The following is a 25,739-nucleotide window of genomic DNA, read 5'->3' as shown; positions in this document are numbered from 1 at the left end:
TTAAAACATTTTAAGCATTTGCAGTACCAAAAGAGAAGAATCCTTTGCTGCCTGTGCCGAAAAAACCTCATAAGAAATTTTAGCAGCTTCATCCTTTCCGGCCGTATCGGAAATACTCCTCAAAATTAAAAAGGGAATTTTATTTATGCAGCAAACTTGAGCAGCAGCAGCCCCTTCCATTTCAACACAGGCAGGATTAAATTCTTTGATAATCCTTGTCCTAAGTTTTTTATCCGAAACAAAGGTATCCCCCGAAGCAATACGGCCTTCGATAAGTTTAAGTGTTTTTATGTGTTCATCATCACTTTCTTTTTGCATAGCCTTAAAAGCCTTAACGGCAAGGTTTTTAAGCTTTTTATCGGCAGGCCAAAAAGGAGACTTTGTCATAGGCACCTGACCAATAGGATAGCCGAAGGCTGTTGCATCTACATCATGCTGAACCGCTTCAGAGGATACAACAATATCAAAAACTTTTAAGCCCTCTATCAGCCCTCCGGCCGCCCCGGTGTTTATTACGGCATCAACCTTAAATTCCGAAATAAGAATTTGGCAGCACAGAGCCGCATTGACTTTTCCTATTCCGCTGCACACAAGAACAACATCCTTTCCCATTATCTTGCCTGCAAAAAAACTAAGACCGGCAATTTTTCGGATTTCTCCTACTAAATGTTTTTTTAAAAGTTTAACTTCCTGCTCTTCAGCACCGAAAATTCCTATCTTCATATATTAACCTCTTCCATCTTCCATTCGCCGATAGTCCGCTCCTCTTCATCAAAGCTCGAACCTATCAGAATTATCTTTTTGCCCTCTGCCTTAAACTGAGAGGCATAGCCTTTCTCTTTTATTTGGGCTATCGCATCTTCTGGTGTACCTGCACTCATCAGCTTAAACTCAAAGATGTATATGGAATCTTTAGTATGCACTATACAATCAGCCCTGCCCTTTGCACAGTGTATTTCCGTTTCTATAAATTGTCCCATCAACTTAAAGATTAAATACACTGCCGTCTGGTAGTTTTGCTCCCTCAATTTGAGCTTATCTTTTGGTAAATTATCATAAGGAACACCGGCTATTATCGCCTGCATCCTTTCCATAAAGCTATCCACATTCCCGGCTCTTATATCCTCAACAAACTTCCATATTGAAACTCCGGTTTCATCAGGCCTAAGTGAAGAGTATGACGGGAATAGATTTTTTAAAAAGCCGTACCGCACTTCATCATTCGGAAAGCCCAAGCGGTACATGTTAACTTCTTCTATGTATTCTTTTATCGTTAAATACCCCGATTGAAAAAGTATAGGTATGGGGGCTTTTGCATCGGCCCTATATTCATTCAGCATGGACTCATCAAGCTCTACTTTCCCGTCTAAGTCGGGAATATTGTAGTAGGCATCTTTTAAATAGTTTACCAAGAAGGTCGGTGTGCCCGTTGCAAACCAATAGTTTTTTAATTCACCTGAGTTAAAAGTATTTAATATACTAAAGGGGTTATAGACCGATTCTCCTAAAATACTGAACTTATAGCCGTCATAACGCTTTTTTAATTCTTCAAGCATTTTATCATAGCTGTTTTTAGTGTTCTTTGCAAGTCTTTCTATTTCAGGCTTAAAGGTTTTTTCTATCTCGGCTTGAGTTAGTCCGCATATTTCGGCATAATCATTTAGCATACTTATATCTTGCAGATTGTTTAAGTCACTGAAAATACTTACTTTACTGAACTTCGTTACACCGGTTAAAAAAGCAAAACGGATATATTGGTCGCAGGTTTTTATTACCGAATAAAAGGCCTTGAGGGTGTTGCGGTATTCTTCGTTTAAGGCTTCGTTTACACCCATAGTCTGTAAAAGGGGTTTATCATACTCATCCACAAGAATAACCACTTGACGGCCGGTTTTGTTGTACGCGGTTTCTATGAGTGACTGAAAACGCTTTCCGAAAGAATCGCCTTCATTTTTTAACCCATAGATTTTTTCTTGCTTTTTTAAAAAGTAGTCTAAACTTTCCGCTAAAGCTCCTTCCAAATCATACCTGCCCACATTAAAATCCATATATAAAACAGGATATTCTATCCAAGCGTCTGTCTTCTCGATTTCGGCTCGTTTTTCTTCGGCTTTTTCGAGGTATAAGCCCTTAAAAAGCTCTTTTTGGCCTAAAAAGTAGTTTTTTAGAGTAGAGAGAAAAAGACTCTTGCCAAAGCGGCGGGGGCGGCTTAAAAAATATACGCGGTTGGAATGAGCAAGTTTAAATAAAAAAGGTGTTTTATCGACATAGAGAAATTTATCGTTACGCATTACCTCAAAACTTTGTACCCCTATCGGTATCTTTCGTGATAAATCAATATCCATTTTAAACCTCCGCTAATATTATAACATAAGACAGGGTATTATTCAATGTTTTAAGGAAAACAGCAGACTATTAAACACAAAAAACCCGCCTTACGGCGGGTTTTAGACTATACTATGTATAGATTAGTATTTAACTTTAACACCGATTACAAAAGTACCGTTGTGATTTTTATAGTTTGCAGGAGTTTTAATCATACCGGGACCTTCATACTTATTATCTTCAGTCTTACCATGTGACCACTTGGCATCAATTTCAACTTTTTCCATTGGAGAGAAAGTAGTGCCGACTTCATAAACAACACCAAAGTAGTTTTTGCTTGATACAGTACCGTCAGCATAGCTGGTATGGTTGGATTCTGCCCAAACTGTTGTATAGGGCTTAATCCACATTGAATCGGTAATATTGCGTTTATAGCTTACCCAAGACTTGAGACCCATAGGTAGAATCTTTGAATTCTTTTTATCAGCATCGCTGATAGCAGTCAACATATGGTTAAGTCTGAAATCAACGCCGAATGCCAAACCTTCAAGGAAATTCGTGTCACCGGAATCTTTTGAGCTGAATGCGAGCATGGCAGCCATATCACCGATAGCTTTACCGTTTTTGTCCTTTCCGGCATAGTTGGACAATTCATTGCCGTAGTAAACACCGGCTTTTACCCACTTATAGGAAGCATCAAAAACAATATCAAAAGCGGGTTTTGAATCCTTACCTACATTCATCAAAGTATCCATACCAAAGTTTAAAGCAAGCCCTTCAACAGGTTTTGAACCGAGTTTAAAGCCTGTACCGATATAAGCCTTTTCAACATTTGACGGAGATGGAGATTTACCATCATAGGAATCTACACCGGCTTCACCGAAATCTTTTATAGGATCAAATGTAGCATTGATACCGAAGTCGAAAGTTACCCATTTATCATAACCTAAGCTTAAATCAAAACCGATAGCATATTTGTTTGCGGCAGGATCTTTGGCAGGTTCAGCACCATCAAAAGTAGCATCTTTCTCAAAGAAAACTTTTTCAGCATCAGCAGCAGTAATCTCATAACCAGCGACCCATGTTGTCTCATGACCAGCAGTACCACCAAGAGACTTAACACCAGATGCTTCATCCATTTCCCAAACAAAATTACCGTCAATAACCTTTTTAATAGACTTATATACCTGTTTAGCAACATCATCAGCTTTTAATTTATAGCCTTTTGCAAATGTTACTTTCTTATGAATCTTTTTACCTGGAACAGCATCTTTTCCTTTAGCTTTCCATGAGCCGTTTGATCCGAATTTTAAACCGGCATCAAATTTAAGACCGGTTCCTGCAAGGTCATCATTTTTGTATCCAAGCTTTGTACCAAAACCTGTAATATCGCCTGAGGTTTCAGGTCTCTCTTCAGATCCGTCATCGGTAATTGCAGTCCAGATCTTAGCAAAATTGGTAGAAAAATCCGGTCGACCTAAAATATTCATATAACCGCCGAAGAAGTGCACAGAAGCAGACATACCGCTTAAAGTTTTTCTCCAAAGTGCAAGTTCTGCATCTGACTTCCAGGGTACATAAGGCGAAGTACTATTAGACTTGGCCCCATAAAACCTATAAGCCAAATTCAGGTCAATATCAAAGTTCATGTGAACATCGCCTTCGGTTTTTGAGTTTAGTTTATCCATATACAGGGGAACAACAACCTTAGCAGCAAATTTGTTTTCAAAACCGTGTTGGGGTGTTGCCTTAGAACCTGAACCTAAATCAATTCCCCAGTTTACAGTAGCACTTGCTGTAACTTGAGGTGTAAGCTGAGCAAAAGCAACTCCGCTTACAAGAACCAAAATCATCAAAATTGACAGAATTTTTTTCATAAAAAATTCCTCCTTGTTATTTATTTAAGCTAATTATATCATAGCTTATTTCTACTGTCAAACAAAAATAAAAAAAAGTTACACAAAATTTGCATTTTTTTATAATTTTTTTATGATTTTTTTCAACTTTTGCCTTTTTTGACGTATAAACAACAAAAGATTTGTTTATTCCCCTTATAAATTATAGTTTCTCAATTTCGTTAAGGTTTAAACCGGTAGCCTTTATAATGGAATCCGTGCTAAAGCCCATTTCAAGCAAGTTTTTTGCCGTTTCAAGTTTGGCTTGGTAGGCTCCTTTATCAATACCCTGTCGATAACCTTCGCTTATACATGAAGCCCTGTCATGTTCATATTTCATACGGGAATCATAAAGCCATTTATCTCTAGGACTCATTTCCATTACAGAAATAGCGGCATTTGCTTTTTTCATCGTCGGAGATTCTTGTTCTAACATTTTTCTTACCTCCCTGTCATCAGTTTCTATAAATTTAAGCCAATTTAATAAGCGTTTAGCTTTATTATCTTTACATTGTCCTTCTTTTAAGAGCCTTGCCTTTTCAAGGTTTAATATATGAATCTCAAGTTTTGAAGCTAAAGGCTCTTTTGTATCTTTTTCCAGAACAAGATATTTGTTGTGCAAACGCTTATTTTTATCAAAGCCTTTTCCTATCAAATTTATTGTAATACATTTTGGGAGATTTGTATAGTCTTGACCTTGTTTTATGGCTTCATTGTACATTTTAGACCAATAATATAAGGTTCTTTCAGGAAAATCAAAATGCCAACTGTTTTGAATTTCAATGTCGACAAAGGTTCCGTCTTTTAGCCTTAACTTGATATCCAAGATACCTAGCTTTTCACTTAAAAGTTCTTTATGAAACTCCTTATCCAGAAGTTCCAAACCTGCGATATTCTCAGGCGGAATATCCAGTATACATTCCAGTAAGTCCTGTAGTACGTCTTTGTTTTCTTCCGCTCCGAAGACTCGCTTAAAGGCGTAGTCGTTGCGGAGAGTGATTTTAAATAGTTTTTGCATAATTAAGCCTCGTTAATAATTTTTTTTAAGAAGAAAAATTTTTCCCCTTTCATAATTATTATAGAAATTGTTCACAATAAATAGTAAAATTCTATTGATTTCAAACTCAATTAAAGAATTGACTAAAAACTTTGTAATAATGCCGGATGCCAAAGGGCGGCAAGCCCTTTGGCAGCGCGGGAAAGAGAGGGGGTTATAGGGGGAGAGTACAGCCAGCAAAGCTTCAAGGCTAAACCCTGCTATGACTTGAAAAGCCCGTAAGGGAACGGGGTTTTCTCTCCCCCTAAAAACCATTGTATTGACAAAAAACATTTAGTATGTAAACTATTATCTATGATAAAGGCTCTAGATAACTTCCTTAACCGGATAAAAAAAATTTATGTTCATCCTAACACGGTCAGAATAGCTTCTCTTGTAATTCTTGCAGAACTTATGATTTTACCGTTTAGTATGTCTAAAATGGACTTGTTTAATACCTCGCAGAAAGCGGTAAATCTTTTCCCGATGACGGTATTATTTTCAAACTTTATACAAAGAGGGTTAAATTCTTTTTACATAATCAGCCTCTTGCTGTTTTTACTGCCTATAGCATTTATAATCATCTTTATATCTATTTTTCAAACAAAAATATCCTCGAAGATTGTTTATTTTTCGGCCCTATTGCCTATAAGCCTTTATCTTGCAGGCTCAATTTCCGGCATGAATTTATTTGCAAACACCCCCAGATGGTTTTATTCTCTAAGCCCGCTTACATATTTTGCTTTTTTTACAGCCATTATCTTTCATGTTTTCTTGATAGCACACGGTATAATTTCCATAAAAAGACAAAATGAATCCTATATGGAATATAAGCGCTTGTTAAAAGAAGAGGAAGAGCAGAAAAAACTGTTAAACAAGCGAATAATAGACAAATTAAAAAAACAAAAAGGAAAAGCACTAAAAAATACTTCCAAATCCATGCAGGAAGATGCTTTTTCTGTAGACAAACTATTAAAACAATCTATAAACAAGTTCAAAAACAGAAATAGAAGATCTCACATAAAAATAAAAATTACAATAGTTATTCTTTTTACAATATTGGTGATTCTTTCAACATTTATTTACACAGATTTAAGAAACTATAATATGCTTCTCACCCAAAATGTTAATACAACAGGAAAAAGTCAGGCCGAACAGGTTGCGGCCATATACAGCTTTTCGGACGGACTTCATGCGAAAATCAACGCCTTCCTCGAAGGAATAAGAAAGACCAATCTGTCTTCGCCCTTCCCCTTCCAAAGAGTTGATATAATAACCACAAACAATAAACAGCCTGTTTTTCTTGAAGAAATCGATGAATCTACCGAGCTGCCTTTTTTTGACGTATTTTCTTACACTACAGCCACAGGACGAGTACGGCTTATCTCTGATGAAGAAAAAACCATCAACCCTGAGGAAGCGGCCCTTTATATAAAACATTTCAAAAATGCAGCCACAGTCAGTACCCCTATTTACAACGAAAAAAAAGGAACCTGTCTTTATATTTATCCTGTAACCTTTCCCCGTAAAGAGGGACAGAGACTTGTAGGCTTTTCCGTTGTTACATATCTTAAAGAAATTTTAGACCGGCCTTATTTTCAGGCAAAGGTATTTGTGTTTTCAATTTCGGCCATGTTTTTCTATGCCTCTATAATCATCGTTCTTTTCTTGGCAGACTTTATTGCAAATCCGATTATTTTCTTATGCGGAAATATACGAAAAACCGCAAACATTTTACGCAGAATGATTGCGAGTAATGCGGCAATTGAACCGCAGCGGCTTATTTTTGAAGAAAACATCAAAACTCGCGACGAAATAAAAACTCTTTCGATAGAGTTGAAAAATATTATTTCGCTCATCCGCGGAATTTTACCATATGTGTCTTTTCATACTATTCAAAACGCCGAAAAAAATCTTTCAAGTAAAAGTACTACCAGAGATCTATGCTTTTTGTTTACCGATATACGCGGTTTTACAAGCATGTGCGAAAATATGCAGCCTAAAGATGTAATTGCGATTTTAAACCGCTACCTCGATATTGAAACAAAAATAATCTTCGAGAACGGAGGAGATGTAGATAAGTATGTCGGCGATGAAATTATGGCTTTTTTCTCAGGGCCTAAAAAAGAAATCAATGCATGTAAGGCCGCTATGGAAATACGCAAAGCCATGAGGAGGGAACAGAAGGCGGCATTAAAAGAAGGCTCTGCTTTAGTTTCAATAGGAATAGGTATTAATTCAGGGCCCGTAGTATTCGGCCCCGTCGGTTCCAAAACGCGTAAAGATTTTACATCAATAGGAGACACTGTAAACCTTGCGGCACGTCTTGAAGGTGCAAACAAAGAATACGGTTCAAAGTCGATTATATCGGAAGAAGTTTATAAAAATTTAAGCAAAGATTTTATTTGCAGAGAACTCGACTTTGTTGCAGTTAAGGGAAAAACGGAAGCCGTCCGTATTTATGAAATCCTTCAACCAACCGAAAAACTTACAACCGAAAAACTTTATGATATAAAAAAATTATTTGAAGCAGGGCTCGCCTATTACAGAAAAAGAAAATGGAAGCAGGCCGAAAAGTATTTTTCAGAATGTGCGGAAAAATATAATGATACTCCCTCCAAGGTCTTTTTAAGAAGAGTTACCCACTATCAAGTTTCCCCGCCGAAACCAAGATGGAATGGCGTTTTTGTGATGAATGTAAAATAAAATCGGCACAATTTAAGCCGAAAAGGAGTTTTTATGGAATTTAAGCAGCTTGAAATATTTATCAAACTTGTAGAAAATTTGAGTTTTTCGACTACCGCAAGCGAGTTGAACATATCACAGCCTACTGTAAGCCTTACCTTAAAGCAGCTTGAAGAAGAGCTCGACACCCCCCTCTTTTTGCGTTCCACAAGAGAGCTAAAGTTAACCGAAGCGGGAAATAAACTTTACGGCGAAGCAAAAACAATCCTCGCTGAAAGAGATAAAATAATAGAAAAATTTATCCATCCTGAAAGAAAAGTTATAACCATAGGCGCATCCACCATTCCTGCAGGCTACCTTCTTCCTTCAATAGTAAGGGAGTTTAAAAAAAAGCATCCCGACATTTATATAAAAGTTGAAGAAAAAAACAGCCTTGAAACAATAAAAAAGGTTTCGCTGAATACCGTAGATATAGGCATTGTCGGAATGAAAATAGAAGATGAAAACTGCGAGTTTCTTCCTATTTATAAAGATGAATTCGTATTTATAACTGCAAATAATGCCTATTACCAAAAGCTAAAAAAATCAAATCCCAACTTAAAACGTATTGCCGAAGAACCCTTTATTATCCGTGAAGCCGGCTCGGCCGTCAAACAAAATATGGAGCTGATTTTAAAATCTCAAAAGATAGATTTGGATGCGATAAATATAAGCGCCTCGATAAACGACACTGAGGTCATAAAGCAGTTGACCGCAGAAGGCTTGGGTACATCTTTTATATCAAGAATAGCAGTTGAAGACATGGTAAAAAGTAAAAAACTGATAGCCTTTGAGTTAGGAGATGTCCCCCACCAATACCGCAATATCTATCTGGTATGGAATAAAAAAATAAACTACGCAAGCCATATCAAAGACTTTTTAAACTGCACGGAATGTTTTAAGGTATGAGAAGCAATTTAAAAAAAACATTTGACAGTAAAAGGGCTGTCTAAAAGCGATAGCAACCCAACTTTTTAGACGGCCCTTTCAGATATTTTTACTTATACGTTTTTTAAATATTCGGCAACGAGCAAGCCACATTCCAGCTGTATGGATACCAGCTTTTTGATTGGAACAACACTATACTTAATATTGGCTTCCAATTCGTCGCTTAATACCTGGAGTTTCTTTTCCGCTGCATTAAATTCATTAGATAAAGCTTTTTCTTTTTCTTTATTTTCCTCCTTTGCTTTTTTCATTTTAAAAAGTTCTGTTTCATTGGCTCTTGTTAAAAGACCGAAAGACAGCATCTTATAAAATTTTTTAATCCATTCATTGTCAAATTTTTCTGCAACCGTAGCATTCTTTTTACTGTAATTTTCATCTTCGTAAGTCATCTTAACGGCAGCATCATAATCATCCTGTCTTCCGGTAAAAGCATCCAAGGCAAGCAAAAACGGATTATTTTTTGCCATATACTTTCTTGTCTTTTTTAAAGAATCCAAAATGAACGCTTCGCTTTTTCTGTTTTCCTCTAAAGATTTTCTCACTATCTCACCTCGGTTTTCTCCGCTGTCCGATAGGTCAATAATCTTTTCGCTATAAAAATACGGAAGTTCAGTCAACATTGTAAAAGATTTATATTTTTCTCCGGCATAGTCTGCGCTGCATGTCCCGACACCGATTGCTTTCGGAATATCTTTTACACCGTATTTTTCCAAGTAATCGTAATTATCGCGAATACCGAGTTCTTTATAAATTGCAGGAGCAAAGGCCTTGCAGTATGGAGCTTCAGGTTCTCCCAAATTCAGCGGTACATTTTGTTTTTTTGCCGCTTCTTTTAAGCCGGCATATACTTTCGGAATATCGCGCGATAAATACCAGTAGACCCCGCCAAATCCTGCGTTATGAAGCGAATAAATGAATCGTGGTTTAATTTTATCGATTAGATGCATCATTGCAACAGTTTCGGGAATGGAATCGGTAAATCTCAATTCCTTGTATTCTATCGGGAATGTCCAATCCACTTGCTGATGTCCTGCAGGCCTAAAAAAATTTCTTGCGTAGTTATAAAGCGTAAATGGCCCCTTAAACCAGCCTTCATTCAGTCTGGTCCCATCAGAATCCCAAGCTTTTACAATATACCACGTGTAATCCAGTTCATCTCGGAGCTTTTTATTTTCAGCCAATTCTTTTGTAAAATAATCCAGCATCATAGTACCTATAGGTTCATTCGGATGAGGAAGACCAAAAACAAGGGCATTTTGCCTTCCTTTTCCTATTTTTAACCCTATAATTTTATCGCCGTCTCTGGTCGCCCCGAATTCGAACTCTTCCACTATGTCGGGATATTGTTTTGCAAGGGCCTTACTTGCCGAATTCATTTCATCGACGGTCATAAACTCTTTATAATCGGGTACCCTGTTGATAACATCTTCAAATATTTTATTCACTTTATTACCCTTCCCTGTTATTTCACTTTTTCAGTAAATGTATATTCTTGCCAACCCCATTTTCCTGTTCCGTCTATAGGTAAATTTTTAAAATTTACTGAATTTGCATCGTAGGATGCAAATCCTACTACAGGAATAAAAGGTAAATCTTCGGCTAAAATTTTTTGGGCTTCTTTATAAATTACAGCTCGTTCTTCTTTATTACCTACAGTCAAACCTTTTTTACATAGCTCATCAAACTTTATATTGGAATACCCGCTCCAATTATTGGACTCACCTGTTCCATATCTGGAATAAAGAGCTGCAGGATCAGGCCCCATAAAACCGCCTTGAAGTTCCATTATAAAATCTTTATTTGTTCCAACCTTGTCCGCCCATGCATTAAATTCTGAAACATTTACTTTTAATTCAATGCCGGCTTTTGCAAGTGTCGCCTGCATTAATTTTGCCGCATCGGGATATCCTCCGCCCTCAAAAACTTCTATTTGTAAGCCGCGTACAAAAAATCCGTCTTTATCGACCTTGTATCCTGCATCCTGTAAAATTTTTCTTGCAACATCAATATTAAACTGAGGAGATGCATTTTCCGTATTGCTTACCCATTTTATAAATTCAGGATACATAGCATACTCGGGCTTTTGTACTCCGTCAAAAATTTTATCGGAAATCTCTTTTTTGTTTATTGCACTTGCAATTGCTTTTCTTAAATGTACATCCTTAACTTTTTCATTCCTCATATTGAAGATAATGCGCATCGGTGACGGATATTCATTAAATACCAGTCTAAGCTGAGGATTTGCTAAAAGTTCCCTATTGTTTGCAGCAGGCACATTTTCCAATACGTCTATTTCTCCGTTTACGAGTGCTTGTACAGCCGTAGCATTATCAGGAATCATCGTAAAAATCACATTGTCTACTTTCGGAGCTCCCATAAAATAATTTTTGTTTGCTTCAAGCGTGACCGATTCGCCCTGTTTAAACTTTAAAAGCTTAAAAGGTCCCGAGCCTATAGGCATTTCTTTAGATGCAATATTATCTTCCCATTCCTGTCCATTATCAAAAATATGTTTCGGGAGAACAAATGATGCATACCAGCCGAGGTTTGCCACAAGCGATACGTCCGGGTATTTTAATTTAAACACGACCGTCTTACTATCTTTTACAACTATTTCGTCAATGATTTGAAGCCGCGAATACAACAAATATGTATTTTTCTTTGCAATATAATCAAAAGTATATTTTACATCGTCGGCCGTTACCGGTTTTCCGTCATGCCATTCCGCCGTGTGAAGATGAAATGTTATCTCTTTTCCGTCGGGTGAAATATCCCATGACTCGGCCAAATCGGGTATAATATTTTTTGATGCATCCAATTTGACCAACCGGTTAAATATATTTTGGAAAATCGGATACCCGTTGTCATCGGGCAGGCTGTCCGGATTCCAACTCATCGGATCTCCGCCGGCTCTTACAATGAGGGTAGTTTTTTCCGTTGTTTTTCCACCGGTTCTCATTTCTGCCTCATTCTTACTGCATGAAATTACCAATACAGTAACCGTCAAGACCGCTGCCGTAAGCAGCATTGCAATTCTTTTTTTCATTTTCTCTTCTCCTATTATTTATAATTTATGACAAGCAGCACTGTGCCCTTCATACAATTTTTTAGTGTCCGGATAAGAACCGAAACATTCATCCGTCGCCATAAAACACCTCGGTGCAAAATAACACATATCTTTTGGGTCAATCGGAGTTGGCGGCTCTCCTTGTATAAAAATTTTTTCGGTTTTTTCCGTAGGGTCGGACGAACCGCAGTTTGATATTAAAACTTTTGTATACGGATGTTTGGGATTTTTGATTATATCATCAGCATCTCCATATTCTACAATACGCCCTAAGTACATAACAGCAATTTTATCCGAAATATACCGTGTTAAACTTATATCATGACTGATAAAGACAATAGTTGCATTATATTGCTTTTTTAAATTAAGAAGCATATTTATAATATCTGCCCTAACCGATACATCCAGCATTGAAACGGGTTCATCGGCAATTATAAATTGCGGTTTTAATAGCATTGCGCGTATAATCGAAATTCTTTGTAATTGACCGCCCGATAATTGATGAGGATACCGTTTTAAAAAATCGGCTGCAGGATGTAATCCTCCGTTTTCCAATTCCGTTATGAGAATCTTTTTTCTTTCAGCATCATTTTCTGCAATATTGTGTATTTTTAACGGACGCAATAATATTTCTTCTATGGTATTTTTCGGTGTAAAGGAATCATACGGGTTTTGAAATATAATTTGCACTAATCTTCTAAAACCTTTAGAGTCGTTTTTCATTATCTGCTTTGTTGAAAGTCCATCTATATATACATCGCCGTCCGTCGGCTCTTCCAAGCGGCTTAATATTCTTCCTAATGTAGACTTTCCGCAGCCGCTTTCGCCGATTAAACCCAAAATTTCACCTTGTTTTAATTCCAAGTTGATATTATCAAGGGCTTTAACAAATGAACGGCTTTTTGTAAATAATGATTTTCCTTTTTTTACCGGATAAAATTTTTTTATATTTTGAATACTGATAAATTCTTTCATTTTGCCGCCTCCTTGTAAAGATGACAATACACATCCCCGTCTTTAAATTCGGTTTTCTGAGGTTTATGGGATTTGCATATATCCATTGCATTCTTACAACGCGGAGCAAAGATGCATCCTTTGTATTGCTGCGATAAATCGGGTATAAAGCCTTCTATGGATTTAAGCGGTTTTTTTTCTCCGTACAAGGAGGGAAAGGATTCTATAAGCGCTTTGGTATAAGGATGTTTCGGATATTTTAAAACGGTTTCCGTAGCTCCTATTTCCATTAATTCTCCTGCATACATAATTCCTACTTTATTACATGATTGCGAAACAACACTTATATCATGAGTAATCATAATACGGGTCATATTCATTTCGGCTTCAAGCTTAACTATTTCATCCAATATTTGTCCCTGTGTAACCGTGTCCAGAGCCGTCGTAGCTTCATCTAAAATTAAGAGTTTAGGCGAAAACAATAGACTGATTGCAATCGATATGCGCTGCAGCATTCCGCCGCTTAGCTCATGAGGATATAAATTATAAACACGGCTGGAAAGATTAACCAGTGAAAATAAATACAATGCCCTCTCTTTAATTTTCTGAGACGGAGCATCTGGATAATGGACGCGGTAAATATCTTCTATTTGTACGCTGATTCTATGCACAGGACTTAATGCATTCATTGATTTTTGAAACACGACAGAGATTTCTTTCCATCGCAGTTCGTTATATTGCCGGTCAGTTAATTCCAATAAATTTTTTTTATCGAATTCGACGCGTCCTGTAATAGCTGTACTGCGGGCGGGTAATAACTTTAAAAGCCCCATAGCTAATGTAGACTTGCCGGAACCGGATTCACCTACAATCCCAAGCGAATCTCCTTTATTCAGCATAAACGAAATATCTTTTACAGCATAGACATTTTTATGTTTGTTTTTGTATGTTATATTTATTTTTTCTACATTTAAAACGGTTCCCATGTTTACCTGCCTCCGCTTGATATGTTTTTCGGATTTAGGATGTGATTTAATCCGTCACCTAAAAGATAAAATGTAGTTACCGTTACTACGATCCCTATCCCTGCAAATGTAGATATCCACCATGCAGTTGTGATATACGGCTTTCCCTGATATATCATTTGCCCCCATGAGATAATATTCGGATCTCCCAATCCTAAAAAAGAAAGACCTGCTTCAGTTAAAATAGCATTAGACATTCCGACCGTAGTGTTCGCAATTACGGGAAAGATGCCATTCGGAATAATATATTTAAATAAAATTTGCCTGTTATTTTCTCCGAGAGCTTTTGCCGACTTAACATATGTGCGTTCGCGTATCGAAAGGGCTTGAGCTCGCATTAATTTTGCATTACTCGGCCATGTTGTAATTCCGATAACCACCATTACATTATAAATGCTGCTCCCGAAAAGAGCTATAATCAATAGAATTAAAAAGAAAGTGGGGAGCATCATAAAAATATTTATACATTCGGATATTATTTGATCTACTTTTCCTCCAAAAAATCCTGCTATCCCGCCGATTATTACGCCGAGGATTCCCGATATTAAGGCTGAAATGACCGCAACTTTTAATGATGTCGCTGTTCCGTAAACAATCATACTGAAAACATCTTGCCCCATATGGTTGGTTCCTAAAATATGCCCATTTTCTCCTAAGCCGGATAGAATATCATCTCCATACTCATAAGGATTAAAATTTGTAATCTGAGATGCAAATGCTATGATTACCAACAGTACGAAAAGACAGATTAGACCCAACCGCATTTGCTTATCGGAATAAGAAGCTTTACACAGTTCCCGTATTTTTTCGATTTTCATAATTCATCTCCCTTAATACCTGATTCTGGGATCTACTATTGCATACACAATATCTACAACCATCATCATAACAGCGATTGCAATACTCATAATGAGATAAATACCCATTAAAACGGGATAATCTCTTTGATTAATGGCATTCAATACAAGCCTTCCCGTTCCCGGCCATGCAAAAACAATTTCGATAAGAGCTACACCTGTAATTAAATATGCCAAAGATATGCCGAAAACAGTAATTGTAGGTAAAATTGCATTTTTAAAAATATATTTTCTAAAAATCTTCTTTTCACTCATTCCAACAGCCCTTAATGTCATAACAAAATCTTCATTTGTTACTTGTAGAACTGAAGATTTTGCAATTCTGAAATATAGCGGAAGTTCTATTAATACTAAAGTTGTTATAGGTAAAATTAAGTGGACAATTACATCTTTTACATATTTAATTCCTGAATACTCAGCCTCTGGGGTCGGTCATTCCGAATGTCGGCAGCCATTTCAATTTTGTAGAAAATAAAATAATCAGCATTAATGCCAGCCAAAAAGACGGTAAAGCGTTTAAAACATAGTTTATACCCGATAAGCTTACATCAATAAAACCACCTTCTTTTCGAGCAGCGACTATTCCCATAGCCGTACCAAGAAGAAGCGATATAACTGCAGCTGTAAGTACAAGAAGGATTGTAGGTCCTATTTTCTCTAAAATCATTTTTGAAACGGGTTTATTGTATATAATTGAAATTCCTAAATCTCCTGTTGACATATTTTTTAAATATCGGAAATATTGCTCATATAGGGGCTTGTTTAAGCCATATTTTTCTTCAAGAGCTTTAGTTTGTTCAATATTATCGGTTTCTTTTCCCATCATAGTCTTAATGGGATTGCCGGGAGCAATATTAATAATTATAAAATTAATGGTAAAAACGACAATAATCGTTATAAAAGCGGAAAAACTTCTTTTTAAAATATAGTTTTTCATTAAGCCTCCCTACACAGAAAAATCTTAAAATAGTTACATACCTATAATGTATAGTGAACACGTTCACTTTTAATAAAAGTATAACATGGCTTTAAATGGTTGTCAACAAAAAAATAAAAAATATTGCTTTTTCTTTTTAATTATTATACAATATTGTTGATGGTAATAGTATATTAATTATTGGAGAATCTCAAAAATGCCTAAATCTACTTTTTTTAAATTATCCGGCGAACGAAAAGAAAGATTACGTAAAATTATATATAATGTGTTTATAAAAAAAGATTATGAATCTATTTCAATAAGAGATTTAGTAAAAGAAATGGATATATCCATAGGTAGTTTTTATAAATATTTTGATGATAAGGCGGAAATGTACCTATTTTTCTTCTCTGAGATAGAAAAGAAAATTTTTGACGAGGAAAAAAGACGGAATGCGTCTTTTTTTTATCCGGCGAAACTGCTTGATCTGCATGAAATTTTGACTCAGGAAGAGATAGATTTCAGTTCTTCATGGTTGAATGTTCCCGAAGAAGTATTGTATAGATTTTATTTTAAAGGACATGCGAAACAGCTTTATCGCTCAATTCTTGATGAGCTTATCGAAATGCAGCAAAAGTCGCAGCTTAATCCGAATATTAAGGCAAATATAGCATACCATATAATAATTACGTTAATGTTCAGTTTTATGTTATACATAAAAGAGAATAAAATCATGGATAAGAAAGATTTCTTTAGTAGAAAAACAACTTATTATCAAACGGTAATTTTACCGGGTATATTATCCGAAAAATATTATAAGCAAAAATATTCTAAAAATGTAATAAAAAGTGAGATTATTTTATAAAAATATCATGTGGTATGCTAACAGTTCGTCAGTATTTGCGCCTTGCTGCTTATCTGCCAGCAAAAAGAATTGTTCCGACGACTACAGCTGATATGAAAGAAATAAAATAAAACATTCCTATAAAATCTCGCGATGTTTTCCACAATGCAAACTTACTTTATTGCATGTACGCTAGCGCATACTAATTAAATAACTTACACAATTCACTTGCCGCTTTCGGAGCAATGAATACTATATCAGGAATACGGCCGTAAAAATAGCAAGAATAGAATAAGATATTTACATAAATCCTACATAAAAAATAAAAAATCAATAGATATATTATAAAATTTATAAATTTATTAAAATTTATATTGACTCTTTTGCAATATCATAGTATCTTGAAATATCTAATCATAATTTTGGAGGGCAAAATGAAAAAAATTATTTTTGCTGCACTATTTTTATTGCTTGCAAGTACCCTTGTGTTTGCAGCTGGTTCTTCCGAAAAAGAATCGAAGGACCTTTCAGGAAAAACATTGAATGTGGTTGCAACAAGTGCTTACAAGGAACTCTTTGATGCATTTACTGCAAAGACAAATGTAAAAGTTGAATTTCTTTCGATGTCGAGCGGAGAGGTTTTAGCAAGAACAAGGGCAGAAGGAAAATCTATGGCCGATGTTTGGTTCGGAGGCGGACTGGATGCCTTTATGGCGGCAAAGACCGACGGACTTTTGGAAAACTATGTTTCTCCCAACTCAAAGGATATTCCGGCTCAATATAAGGACCCTGACGGAGCTTGGATTGCAAAAGGAATCACCGTTGTAGGTTTTATCGGAAACAAGGATGTCTTAGCCGAGAAAAAACTTCCCATGCCCAAAACATGGGCAGAGCTCGCCGACCCCAAATACAAGGGAGAAGTTATTATGAGCGACCCTGCAATTTCGGGTACAAACTACGGAGCGGTAAAAGGCTTACTCGATCTTTTCGGTGAAGAAAAAGGCTGGGATTTTTGGAAAAAGTTAAACGCAAATATTCCTTTTTTGGGAAAGAGAGGAAAGGATCCTCAAGAAAAAACGGCTCAAGGCGAATTTGCAGTTGGCATTATTCCCACCGATGGAAAGGCTTTTAAACTTGCCGACGATAAAAACCTGACTGTAGTATATCCCGAAGATGGAATTCCGTGGGTACCGGAAGGAACAGCTATCTTTAAATCATGTACGAATCTCGATGCGGCAAAGGCTTTTATTGATTTTATGCTTACAAAAGAAGCCCAGGAAATTATCGCAAGGCTTGACGGAAAAGATTCCGCTCAAATTGTAAAGCCGGGCATTAAGGGGCTTTCATTAGGCTTGCCGAAAGATAAGCTAATAAAGGAAGATTTAAGCAGCTTCGGAAAAGACAGGCAAAGAATCTTAGATAAATTTGCTTCGTTAAGACCGAAAATGTAAAAGTCTTATTAAAAAACAAAGGGTACTGGTTGATTTTCTTAAATTTTAAGTATAATCAATCAGTACAAACCGAGGTTCTTAAAAAATCAAAGGTATTTACAAGATAGCTTCCATATTCACTTTTAGGGTTTTCTAAAATTTGTTCTGTTTTTCCATATTCCATAACATTACCATCTTTTAAAATAAGAACCGAATCAGTAAAATAGCGGGCAATATCTAAATCATGAGTAATAAAAATATAAGAAATTTCCGTTTCATTTTGAATATCTTGAAAAAGATCCATTATTTTTTTTTGAGTTAACGAATCCAACATTGATGTCGGTTCATCTAAAATCAAAATTTCGGGATTTAAAAGCAATGCCCTTGCAATAGACACTCTTTGAGCTTCACCTCCGCTGATTTCGTTAGGATAACGGTTAAGTAAGGAATTTGTTAGATGAACTAATTCAAAAGCAGAACTTATTTCTTTTATGCCCTTATTTGAAATACCGTGAATTTTAAAAGGCTCCATTAAATTTTGAAAAATTGTCTGATGGGGAATTAAGCTTGCTTCAGGATGCTGGCTGACCATCTGTACTTTTCGAAGGTAATCTTTTCTATATTTTCTATTTTTAAAATTTACTTTTTCATTATGCATTATAAGTTCCCCTGAATCGGGTGCTGTTAATCCAAGTAATATATTCCCTAAGGTTGTTTTACCGGAACCAGATTCTCCGACAATTCCCAATGTTTCATTATGCGATAAAGAAAATGAAACATTCCGAACAGCGTAATGTGAGGAAGATGTAAAAAAAGCGGTATGATAGGATTTAGTAATATTTTTAGCACTGAGAAGCATTTTGTTTTACCCTCTCATTTCGATATTCCATTTTATAAATTTTTCTTGGAATACTATCCAATAACTGTTTAGTATATTCTTCTTTAGGATTATAAAAAATTTCTTTAGAAGAGCCATGTTCGATAACCTTACCTTCTTTAAAAATAAACAGATAATCACAAATTGATTTTGCAAAAAACATATCATGCGTAATAACAAGTAAAGAACTTTTTTTACTAACCTCTTTTAAAGATTGAAAGACTTGTCTGCGTAAAACGGCATCCAAACCTTTGGTCGGTTCATCTGCGATAATCCATTCAGGTTCTAAAATTGTTCCAAAAAGTGAAATTACACGTTGGCGAAGACCGCCGCTTAATTGAAAAGGATATTTATAAAAAATTTTTTCAGGATATTCCAGTCCGAATTTTTTCATCATTTTATAAATCTTTTCTTTTCTTTCCGGTTTTGTCAATAAGGTATGCGTTTTTAAAAATTCTTCAACTTGATAATAATTCTGCAACACAGGATTCATGGACAAAAGCGGACTTTGCGGAATTAAACCTATATGTTTCCCTCTGATACATTTTAAAGTTGAAAAATCGGCTTTCGCAAGATTAACATTTTCATATAAAATCTCTCCTTCGACTTTAGCATCGGGAGGATTTAATCCTAAAATAGCCATTCCTAGGATCGATTTACCTGAGCCGGATTCTCCTACTAATCCGGTAATAAGTCCTTTTTTTAGTGTTAATGAAATATTGTTTACAACAAATTTATTAGGAGAACCATTAAATGAAACTCTTAAATTTTGTATACAAATATCCCCCATCAACTTTCTCCTTTTTTTATAGATTGTTTAAAAAAGAAATTTTCTCTAAGCCATTCAGCAAAGTAATTAATACCAAGAGAAATCATAAGCAATACAGCTCCCGGGGCAATAATTGTCATCGGCTGGCTTCTATAATAATTTCGCGCCTCATTAATCATCCCTCCTAAATCGGGAGTAGGCGGATGGATTCCTAATCCCAAATAACTTAAGCCTGCTATCGATAAAATAAAAGCAGCAATTCTTTGGGCAAAAACAATAATTAAATTATGACAAACAGCAGGAAAAATATAATAAAAGATAATCCTTATATTACTTGCGCCCATAGATTTTCCTACAATAATATAATCTGCCGTTTTTAACTTTAATACTTCTCCTCTGACAATTCTTGAAAATCCTGTCCATGATGTTATTACCATCGAAAAAAGAAGAGCATAATAACCGCCTCCCATCATTGCCGCAACGGTTATCATGATAATTGTAGCAGGCAAACCTTGAAAGATACTGGTAAAAATAGTAATAATGGTATCCGGAATGCCTCCAAAATATCCGGCTGTCAGACCAATTAATAATCCTACACATACCGATAAAATAGTAGTTATCATAGAAAGCACTACAGAAACTTGAATTCCGTATAAAACTCTAGAAAAAATATCCCGTCCTAAAATATCAGTTCCAAAGAGATTGTTTATTGACGGATACTGTAAAGATTTTGTCATATCGGTTTGGAAAGGATCTTGAAGAGGTAAAATCTTACAAGAAATACCTAAAAGAACTAATATAAATGCACTAATCATAAAAAAGAAAACCCAAATATCATGAAATTTTTTCATGCTGCATCCTCTCTTAATTTTGGATTTACATAATAGGATAGAATGTCTACTACTATGTGTACAAAAACATAGATAGTACCGGTAATGGCTGTATATCCTGAAACAGCCGGAAAATCTCTAAAACTGATTGCTGTAACAACATATTGCCCAATTCCGTTTACAGCAAAAATATTTTCTATTATAACTGAACCGCCAAGTATAGCACCAAAATTATTCCCTATTAATGCAATAACCGGTAAAATAGCATTCTTTAAGGCATGAACAAAAAAAACTTTCAATTCTGAAATTCCCTTTGACCTTGCAGTAAAAATATATTCACGCCCCATGTGATTTAAAATTTCCGCCCGAGTCAATCTTGCAATACTACCTATAGAGCTCAACGAAAGTACCGTTCCCGGTAAAATCAAATGCTGCCATGTGCCGAAGCCGCTTGTCGGCAGCAAGCGTAAGTATTCCGAGAAGATACCAATTAATAGGATTGATAACCAAAAAGACGGCAAAGAAATGAAAAGAATTGCAAAAAAACTTCCGGCTTCATCAAAAAAACCGTACTTTTTAATTGCCATAATAACGCCAAATGGAATACCTAAACAAATTGAAAAAATAATCGACCATCCGGCTAAGGAGAAAGTTCTTGGAACCCGTTCCAATAATTCTTGAGTTACGGGCATTCCTGTTTGCAAAGAAATACCAAAATCACCTTTTATTGCATTTCCTATCCAACGGATATACTGTACAACAAAAGGATCTTCTAAACCCATCTCTTTTCGTTTTATTTCTATTTGTTCTTCAGTCGGCTGATATGCCCCTCCTGCCGTTAATACAATCTCGGCAGGATCGCCGGGCATAATGATAGTTAAACTAAATGCCAGTACTGTAATTCCGAAAAAAACCGGAATTACAGCCAACAAACGCTTAAATATGAATTTAATCATTTTTTCCAATGAGTATCAAAAAGAGTAACTCCTGTCCATTTTGCTTCATAGCCTTCAATATCCGGACTTGAAGCAACAGTGGTATCTACACCGAATAAAGTAATAATGGGTAATTTTTCTGATGAAAGAATTTGTATTTTCTTATATAACTCATTTCGATTTTCTTCTTCATATGTTTTATTTAGAATATCAAGCAATTCAGAAATTTCATCATCAGAAAAATTTAAACCGTAGTTCAAATTATCTTTGCCGTCTTTACCCATAAAAGAATATAACATTGTTTCGGGATTTGCATTATCCATTCCTCTAAATGAAATGACCATATCATATTGTCCTGATTTTCTTCTCTCTTTCTGTGAAGGATAATCCATAATTTCAATATGAATATTTAAACCGATCTCTTTTAGATTTTCTGCAATTAATTGGGCATCTACACTGTACTGCTCTACCGTGATTAATGAAATATCAATCGTTTTTCCTTTTAAGACTTCTGCCGCTAACTCCTTTGCTCTTTTTATATCCCTAGGAACCATTGTATCATAATGAAATTGAGAAAAAGGAGACAAAACATTATTGCTTAGTTTTCCGTAGCCTCCATACACTTGATTTAATAATGTTTCTCTATCTACAGCTAAACTTATAGCCTGCTTCATTCGTACATCATTAAATGGAAATTTTCCGTTATTTACTTGAAGGTAATGAATATTTGCCGACAACTTTGAGGATATGTTAAAACCTTCTTTTTCTAATTCTTTACATGCTAAAGGCTGGATAGCTTTATTGTCATATACACCTTGTATTTCTCCGGATCTCAGAGCAGCTATTCGTGTATCATGTTCAGGTATCATGCGTATTTTAATATATTTAGTCTTAGCTTTGACTCCCCAATAATCATCATTACATTCCAGCATTGTAAAAGCATTCGGTTGGTGCTCTACAATTTTAAATTGTCCTGTGCCTACTACAGGCTTATTAAAAATACCGCTATCTTCATCAAAACAAAGCGGGCTAACCATAGGACTACCCCAATTTAACATAGCATAAGGCAACATGGGAATGGGCTTATCAAAAATCAGTTCAAAAGAATAATCACTTAATGCATTAATTTGTAAAAAATCAGGATAGGTTTTATTAATATCCAATGTAAAAAATGTTGAAGAGGCAGGGCTTATTTTTTTCCAGCGTTCAAAATTCTTTACTACAACATCAGAGGTAAAAAGCGTTCCATCTGTGAATTTAACACCTTTTCTCAACTCAAATGTCCATTTTTTTGCATCATCGGATCTTTTCCATGAAACAGCTAAAACAGGAATAATTTCACCTGCGTCATTTTCACCAATCAGCGGCTCCCATACATACAAATTAAGATTTGTCCAATAGGGATCCTTATTTCCTCTTCCTACATCCCTTGCACTAGCAATTACAATCGGATCATTTTCCGAGTGAACCATCGCGTCTTGCTTCATAGTTTTGTTAGAATCACCACAAGCGGTAAAAACCAACAAAACAATAAGACTTAAAAAAACAACTAAACTTCTACGCGTCATCTTTTCCCTCACAAAAATTATTTGAGTATAATAATAACACTTGTTATAGAAAAGACTGGCACTACAAAAAATGATGGTTAACCAATTTCACTGTGGGCATATTTGGACTAACACTTCTTGCAGCGGCATCCCTCGTACCGGTGCATTTCTTTCATCGAGCGACCCGGCTTAGACAAAAGTCTTCACGGTGGCGTGACCGCTTGAGATTTTAACTCAATTCCCTCTTAAAGATGAAAGAAAAATTTACTCAGCTTATAAATACCTGAATAAACTATTATTTTACTCTTAATTGGTATTTTATTATATTTTCTTTATATATTCAAGATGGTTTTCATATGTCCATATACATCATGTAATATATTTGGTTATAAAAAATGTAGTAAAAATTCAAAAATACAATAAAGATATCGCTATATTTACTTTTGTCTGCTCATTTCTTTTATGGTATTATCAATGTATGTTTCAAAGTCCATAAATGTTTCTTCTTCTATTCAGATTTCATCGGAAAAAATCCTTTCGGTTTTAATCCGTGTTTTATCCACATTTTTCTTGATGACAATTGACAGTCTAATAAGGCATTTACTATATTGTCTTCCGTATCCGTATTTATAGGTTTTGCACTAGCTCCTATTTCAAATACGGTAGATAAAAATCGGTCATCGGCAAATCTTAATCAACAACCCCGACGCAGAGCATCGGGGTATGTTGTTCTTATAAGGTGGTTGCAGTCGGCTTTAATACCCTTTATTACGCCGCAGAGCGTCGGGGTATTAAACCCTCCGCACGAATAAAAACACCCCGTTAGAAAAATAAAACCATATATCATAGCCTGTAAAATTCGGTTTAGAGAGTTTCATTATCCGCAACTCCCATTTGTTTTGCTGTTTATATGATTCATCATATATCATCCATTCATACGCACAATGCGATGAATTTTTAAGATAACCATTCATTTTTTCTTTCATTAACGCAATGATTTTAGCTTCCGTAATTTTATTATCATTCCGTGTAGAAAATATTTGCTCATACTTAGTCTGCTATCAATCACCTCAAATTTATTCCATACCATATACTAGTAAATTTATTAAAAATAATATAGACTTATAGGATAATTTAATGAAACAGCAACTTAAAAGAAATTATAACGGCGTTATAGACTATATCCTCATACTAAGCTTAATTTTAGGTATTTTTATATTTATAGCTATGCCTTTTTTTTATGTATTTAAAGAAAGTCTTGTTATAAACGGAAGCCTTAGCTTTGAGCTTTTTGAAGATGTGTTTAAAAATCATCTTCATCTTTTAAAAAATTCCTTATCGGTAGGATTTTATACGACGGTTTTAACGGCAATCGCAGGGATAACCACGGCCCTGTTTTCTTATCTGATGCCTAAAAAAATAAAACGCCTTATTTTTTTAATTTTAGCTGTAACGATGATAAGCCCGCCCTTTGTAACAGCTCTCAGTTATATAAACCTCTTTGGAAGGAGGGGTCTTGTTTCTTATTATCTTTTAGGTATTTCAAAAAGTCCGTACGGAATTACCGGTATTGTGCTGATGCAGTCTTTAAGTAATTTTTCTTTAGCGGCTTTAATCTTAATCGGTTTTTTAAATAATTTGGAGAGGTCCCAATTAGATAGTGCCCGCAACCTCGGAGCAAAGACAAACCGCCTGATTATCGATATAATTCTGCCGTTTCTTTTTCCTGCAATCAAATCGGTTATGCTCTTAACTTTTTTGCGAAGTTTATCGGATTTCGGAACTCCTGCAATCATAGGAGGCTCTTTTAATGTGCTTGCAACCGAAAGCTATTTTGCGGTAATAGCTCAAGGCAACTTAGGTAAGGCTTCCGCAATAAATGTACTTCTTTTAATTCCTGCAATTATTATTTTTATTCTTTATCAAAAAAGTTTTAAAAATATTTCCATATCTTCACACGGTACGGCCTCCTCGGAAATTGAAATAAAAAGGCAGGGAATTCTTTTTTATCTTATAAGCATAATTGCCGTTTTCTTTTTATTATGGATAAGCATTCAATATTCTTCTATTATATTATCCGCATTTACAAAAATGAAAAAAGGGAAAATGATTTTTACCTTTGCAAATATTTTAGAAACAAGAGATCATATCACAAGCACGGTTATAAGGAGTATAGCCTACAGTCTTATCGCTGCAGGCGGGGGGAGCATAATCGGTTTACTTATCGCTTATTATAAACAAATAAGAAAAATAAAGTTAATGCAGGCTGTAGATTTTGTTGCAACTCTTCCCTATATAATTCCGGGAACTTTTTTCGGGCTCGGTTATTTATTGGCCTTTAATTCAAAACCATTAATGTTTACAGGAACGGCAGCAATAGTTGTTTTAAATATACTATTTAAACAGCTGCCATTTTCTACAAAGATAGGAAATGCGGCAATGGAAGAAATAAACATCGACACTTTAAATTCAATCAGAGATTTAGGCGGTAAAAGGATAAATGAAATTACCGATGCCGTTATTCCTTTAAGTAAAAATGCTCTAAGCGTTTCTTTTATCAATGGGTTTACAACGACTATGACTACAATAGGTTCAATTATTTTTTTGGTATATCCGAGTCAAAAAGTTTTAACCCTTGTTATGTTCGATGTAATTCAAAGCGGTTATTATGAAATAGGCTCGGTAATTGCCTTGCTTATAATTATAATTTGTTTAATTGTAAATTTAATTTACTTTTTAGTTTTAAAGAAAAAATAATTT

General features: G+C 35.4%; 21 protein-coding genes, 2 pseudogenes and 1 riboswitch. Of the genes and pseudogenes, 5 read left to right on the top strand and 18 right to left on the bottom strand.

Features of this window, described 5'->3' with window-relative positions; all coding sequences use genetic code 11:
• The 4 genes from E4N80_RS12385 to E4N80_RS12370 all read right to left on the bottom strand — a co-directional run bounded on the left by E4N80_RS12385 (position 1) and on the right by E4N80_RS12370 (position 5,238).
• On the bottom strand, positions 1–723 hold the full coding sequence (locus E4N80_RS12385; protein WP_253699472.1) for a 5'-methylthioadenosine/adenosylhomocysteine nucleosidase: 723 nt from the start codon (positions 721–723) through the stop codon (positions 1–3).
• Complete coding sequence (locus E4N80_RS12380) at positions 720–2,345, bottom strand: ATP-binding protein (RefSeq protein WP_253699471.1); 1,626 nt, start codon at positions 2,343–2,345, stop codon at positions 720–722. Before E4N80_RS12380 ends, E4N80_RS12385 begins: the two co-directional genes overlap by 4 nt.
• 123 nt (positions 2,346–2,468) lie before the next feature.
• Positions 2,469–4,202 (bottom strand): major outer sheath protein Msp, encoded by a 1,734-nt coding sequence (gene msp / locus E4N80_RS12375; RefSeq protein WP_253699470.1) that lies wholly within the window; start codon positions 4,200–4,202, stop codon positions 2,469–2,471.
• Positions 4,203–4,383: 181 nt separating this feature from the next.
• Positions 4,384–5,238: an Rpn family recombination-promoting nuclease/putative transposase gene (locus tag E4N80_RS12370; protein ID WP_253699469.1), complete on the bottom strand. Its 855-nt coding sequence runs from the start codon at positions 5,236–5,238 to the stop codon at positions 4,384–4,386.
• A 333-nt stretch (positions 5,239–5,571) separates the two neighbouring features.
• On the opposite strand from E4N80_RS12370, the gene E4N80_RS12365 reads away from it, so the two are divergent.
• Positions 5,572–7,962 carry an adenylate/guanylate cyclase domain-containing protein gene (locus tag E4N80_RS12365; protein WP_253699468.1) on the top strand — a complete coding sequence of 797 codons (2,391 nt, stop codon included), beginning with the start codon at positions 5,572–5,574 and terminating at the stop codon, positions 7,960–7,962.
• 33 nt (positions 7,963–7,995) lie between these two features.
• Entirely contained in the window at positions 7,996–8,889 is an 894-nt protein-coding gene (locus E4N80_RS12360; protein WP_253699467.1) for a selenium metabolism-associated LysR family transcriptional regulator, read from the top strand.
• A 92-nt stretch (positions 8,890–8,981) separates the two neighbouring features.
• Here the strand turns inward: E4N80_RS12360 and E4N80_RS12355 are convergent, their stop codons facing one another.
• The 7 genes from E4N80_RS12355 to E4N80_RS12325 form a co-directional block, all read right to left on the bottom strand.
• A complete protein-coding gene (locus E4N80_RS12355) occupies positions 8,982–10,373 on the bottom strand; it encodes a M14 family zinc carboxypeptidase (RefSeq protein WP_253699466.1) in 1,392 nt (463 codons plus the stop codon).
• A 17-nt stretch (positions 10,374–10,390) separates the two neighbouring features.
• Complete coding sequence (locus E4N80_RS12350; protein ID WP_253699465.1) at positions 10,391–11,974, bottom strand: ABC transporter substrate-binding protein; 1,584 nt, start codon at positions 11,972–11,974, stop codon at positions 10,391–10,393.
• 18 nt (positions 11,975–11,992) lie between these two features.
• Complete coding sequence (locus E4N80_RS12345; RefSeq protein ID WP_253692445.1) at positions 11,993–12,970, bottom strand: oligopeptide/dipeptide ABC transporter ATP-binding protein; 978 nt, start codon at positions 12,968–12,970, stop codon at positions 11,993–11,995.
• Positions 12,967–13,935: an ABC transporter ATP-binding protein gene (locus E4N80_RS12340; RefSeq protein WP_253699464.1), complete on the bottom strand. Its 969-nt coding sequence runs from the start codon at positions 13,933–13,935 to the stop codon at positions 12,967–12,969. The genes E4N80_RS12345 and E4N80_RS12340 overlap by 4 nt, the downstream gene beginning before the upstream one ends.
• 2 nt (positions 13,936–13,937) lie before the next feature.
• On the bottom strand, positions 13,938–14,792 hold the full coding sequence (locus tag E4N80_RS12335; RefSeq protein ID WP_253692447.1) for an ABC transporter permease: 855 nt from the start codon (positions 14,790–14,792) through the stop codon (positions 13,938–13,940).
• A 12-nt stretch (positions 14,793–14,804) separates the two neighbouring features.
• Complete coding sequence (locus E4N80_RS12330; protein WP_253701069.1) at positions 14,805–15,176, bottom strand: ABC transporter permease; 372 nt, start codon at positions 15,174–15,176, stop codon at positions 14,805–14,807.
• 70 nt (positions 15,177–15,246) lie between these two features.
• On the bottom strand, positions 15,247–15,768 hold the full coding sequence (locus tag E4N80_RS12325) for an ABC transporter permease (protein ID WP_253699463.1): 522 nt from the start codon (positions 15,766–15,768) through the stop codon (positions 15,247–15,249).
• A 196-nt stretch (positions 15,769–15,964) separates the two neighbouring features.
• Between E4N80_RS12325 and E4N80_RS12320 the strand changes: the two genes are divergently transcribed.
• Both E4N80_RS12320 and E4N80_RS12315 read left to right on the top strand, forming a co-directional pair.
• Complete coding sequence (locus tag E4N80_RS12320) at positions 15,965–16,612, top strand: TetR/AcrR family transcriptional regulator (RefSeq protein ID WP_253699462.1); 648 nt, start codon at positions 15,965–15,967, stop codon at positions 16,610–16,612.
• A 413-nt stretch (positions 16,613–17,025) separates the two neighbouring features.
• On the top strand, positions 17,026–18,042 hold the full coding sequence (locus E4N80_RS12315) for an ABC transporter substrate-binding protein (RefSeq protein WP_253699461.1): 1,017 nt from the start codon (positions 17,026–17,028) through the stop codon (positions 18,040–18,042).
• Positions 18,043–18,097: 55 nt separating this feature from the next.
• On the opposite strand, the gene E4N80_RS12310 is transcribed toward E4N80_RS12315, so the two are convergent.
• From E4N80_RS12310 to E4N80_RS13005, 7 genes and pseudogenes are all read right to left on the bottom strand, one after another.
• Complete coding sequence (locus E4N80_RS12310; RefSeq protein WP_253699460.1) at positions 18,098–18,880, bottom strand: ABC transporter ATP-binding protein; 783 nt, start codon at positions 18,878–18,880, stop codon at positions 18,098–18,100.
• Complete coding sequence (locus E4N80_RS12305) at positions 18,864–19,688, bottom strand: ATP-binding cassette domain-containing protein (RefSeq protein WP_253701068.1); 825 nt, start codon at positions 19,686–19,688, stop codon at positions 18,864–18,866. Before E4N80_RS12305 ends, E4N80_RS12310 begins: the two co-directional genes overlap by 17 nt.
• On the bottom strand, positions 19,688–20,518 hold the full coding sequence (locus tag E4N80_RS12300) for an ABC transporter permease (RefSeq protein ID WP_253699459.1): 831 nt from the start codon (positions 20,516–20,518) through the stop codon (positions 19,688–19,690). Before E4N80_RS12300 ends, E4N80_RS12305 begins: the two co-directional genes overlap by 1 nt.
• The gene (locus tag E4N80_RS12295; protein WP_253699458.1) at positions 20,515–21,453 is read right to left on the bottom strand and encodes an ABC transporter permease; all 939 of its coding nucleotides are present in this window, start codon (positions 21,451–21,453) and stop codon (positions 20,515–20,517) included. Before E4N80_RS12295 ends, E4N80_RS12300 begins: the two co-directional genes overlap by 4 nt.
• Positions 21,450–23,012, bottom strand: a complete 1,563-nt coding sequence (locus E4N80_RS12290) for an ABC transporter substrate-binding protein (protein WP_253699457.1) — start codon at positions 23,010–23,012, stop codon at positions 21,450–21,452. The genes E4N80_RS12295 and E4N80_RS12290 overlap by 4 nt, the downstream gene beginning before the upstream one ends.
• A gap of 100 nt (positions 23,013–23,112) precedes the next feature.
• Positions 23,113–23,253: riboswitch (adenosylcobalamin (AdoCbl) riboswitch) on the bottom strand.
• Between the two features lie 234 nt (positions 23,254–23,487).
• Positions 23,488–23,673, bottom strand: a pseudogene (locus E4N80_RS13010) (hypothetical protein); the annotation flags it as partial.
• Positions 23,674–23,788: 115 nt separating this feature from the next.
• Positions 23,789–24,037, bottom strand: a pseudogene (locus tag E4N80_RS13005) (hypothetical protein); the annotation flags it as partial.
• 79 nt (positions 24,038–24,116) lie between these two features.
• Here E4N80_RS13005 and E4N80_RS12285 point away from each other — a divergent pair.
• Positions 24,117–25,736, top strand: a complete 1,620-nt coding sequence (locus E4N80_RS12285) for an ABC transporter permease (RefSeq protein ID WP_253699456.1) — start codon at positions 24,117–24,119, stop codon at positions 25,734–25,736.
• The last annotated feature ends 3 nt before the right edge of the window (positions 25,737–25,739 follow it).

Source organism: Treponema denticola, assembly GCF_024181605.1.
GTDB lineage: Bacteria > Spirochaetota > Spirochaetia > Treponematales > Treponemataceae > Treponema_B > Treponema_B denticola_B.
The sequence above is the reverse complement of the archived record's forward strand: the minus strand, read 5'-3'. Positions and strand labels throughout refer to the sequence as shown.

Excerpts from the sequence above, each read along its gene's own strand:
- E4N80_RS12385 (WP_253699472.1), bottom strand. The coding sequence starts at position 723 with ATGAAGATAGGAATTTTCGGTGCTGAAGAGCAGGAAGTTAAACTTTTA.
- E4N80_RS12380 (WP_253699471.1), bottom strand. The coding sequence starts at position 2,345 with ATGGATATTGATTTATCACGAAAGATACCGATAGGGGTACAAAGTTTT.
- msp (WP_253699470.1), bottom strand. The coding sequence starts at position 4,202 with ATGAAAAAAATTCTGTCAATTTTGATGATTTTGGTTCTTGTAAGCGGA.
- E4N80_RS12370 (WP_253699469.1), bottom strand. The coding sequence starts at position 5,238 with ATGCAAAAACTATTTAAAATCACTCTCCGCAACGACTACGCCTTTAAG.
- E4N80_RS12365 (WP_253699468.1), top strand. The coding sequence starts at position 5,572 with ATGATAAAGGCTCTAGATAACTTCCTTAACCGGATAAAAAAAATTTAT.
- E4N80_RS12360 (WP_253699467.1), top strand. The coding sequence starts at position 7,996 with ATGGAATTTAAGCAGCTTGAAATATTTATCAAACTTGTAGAAAATTTG.
- E4N80_RS12350 (WP_253699465.1), bottom strand. The coding sequence starts at position 11,974 with ATGAAAAAAAGAATTGCAATGCTGCTTACGGCAGCGGTCTTGACGGTT.
- E4N80_RS12345 (WP_253692445.1), bottom strand. The coding sequence starts at position 12,970 with ATGAAAGAATTTATCAGTATTCAAAATATAAAAAAATTTTATCCGGTA.
- E4N80_RS12340 (WP_253699464.1), bottom strand. The coding sequence starts at position 13,935 with ATGGGAACCGTTTTAAATGTAGAAAAAATAAATATAACATACAAAAAC.
- E4N80_RS12335 (WP_253692447.1), bottom strand. The coding sequence starts at position 14,792 with ATGAAAATCGAAAAAATACGGGAACTGTGTAAAGCTTCTTATTCCGAT.
- E4N80_RS12325 (WP_253699463.1), bottom strand. The coding sequence starts at position 15,768 with ATGAAAAACTATATTTTAAAAAGAAGTTTTTCCGCTTTTATAACGATT.
- E4N80_RS12320 (WP_253699462.1), top strand. The coding sequence starts at position 15,965 with ATGCCTAAATCTACTTTTTTTAAATTATCCGGCGAACGAAAAGAAAGA.
- E4N80_RS12315 (WP_253699461.1), top strand. The coding sequence starts at position 17,026 with ATGAAAAAAATTATTTTTGCTGCACTATTTTTATTGCTTGCAAGTACC.
- E4N80_RS12310 (WP_253699460.1), bottom strand. The coding sequence starts at position 18,880 with ATGCTTCTCAGTGCTAAAAATATTACTAAATCCTATCATACCGCTTTT.
- E4N80_RS12305 (WP_253701068.1), bottom strand. The coding sequence starts at position 19,688 with ATGGGGGATATTTGTATACAAAATTTAAGAGTTTCATTTAATGGTTCT.
- E4N80_RS12300 (WP_253699459.1), bottom strand. The coding sequence starts at position 20,518 with ATGAAAAAATTTCATGATATTTGGGTTTTCTTTTTTATGATTAGTGCA.
- E4N80_RS12295 (WP_253699458.1), bottom strand. The coding sequence starts at position 21,453 with ATGATTAAATTCATATTTAAGCGTTTGTTGGCTGTAATTCCGGTTTTT.
- E4N80_RS12285 (WP_253699456.1), top strand. The coding sequence starts at position 24,117 with ATGAAACAGCAACTTAAAAGAAATTATAACGGCGTTATAGACTATATC.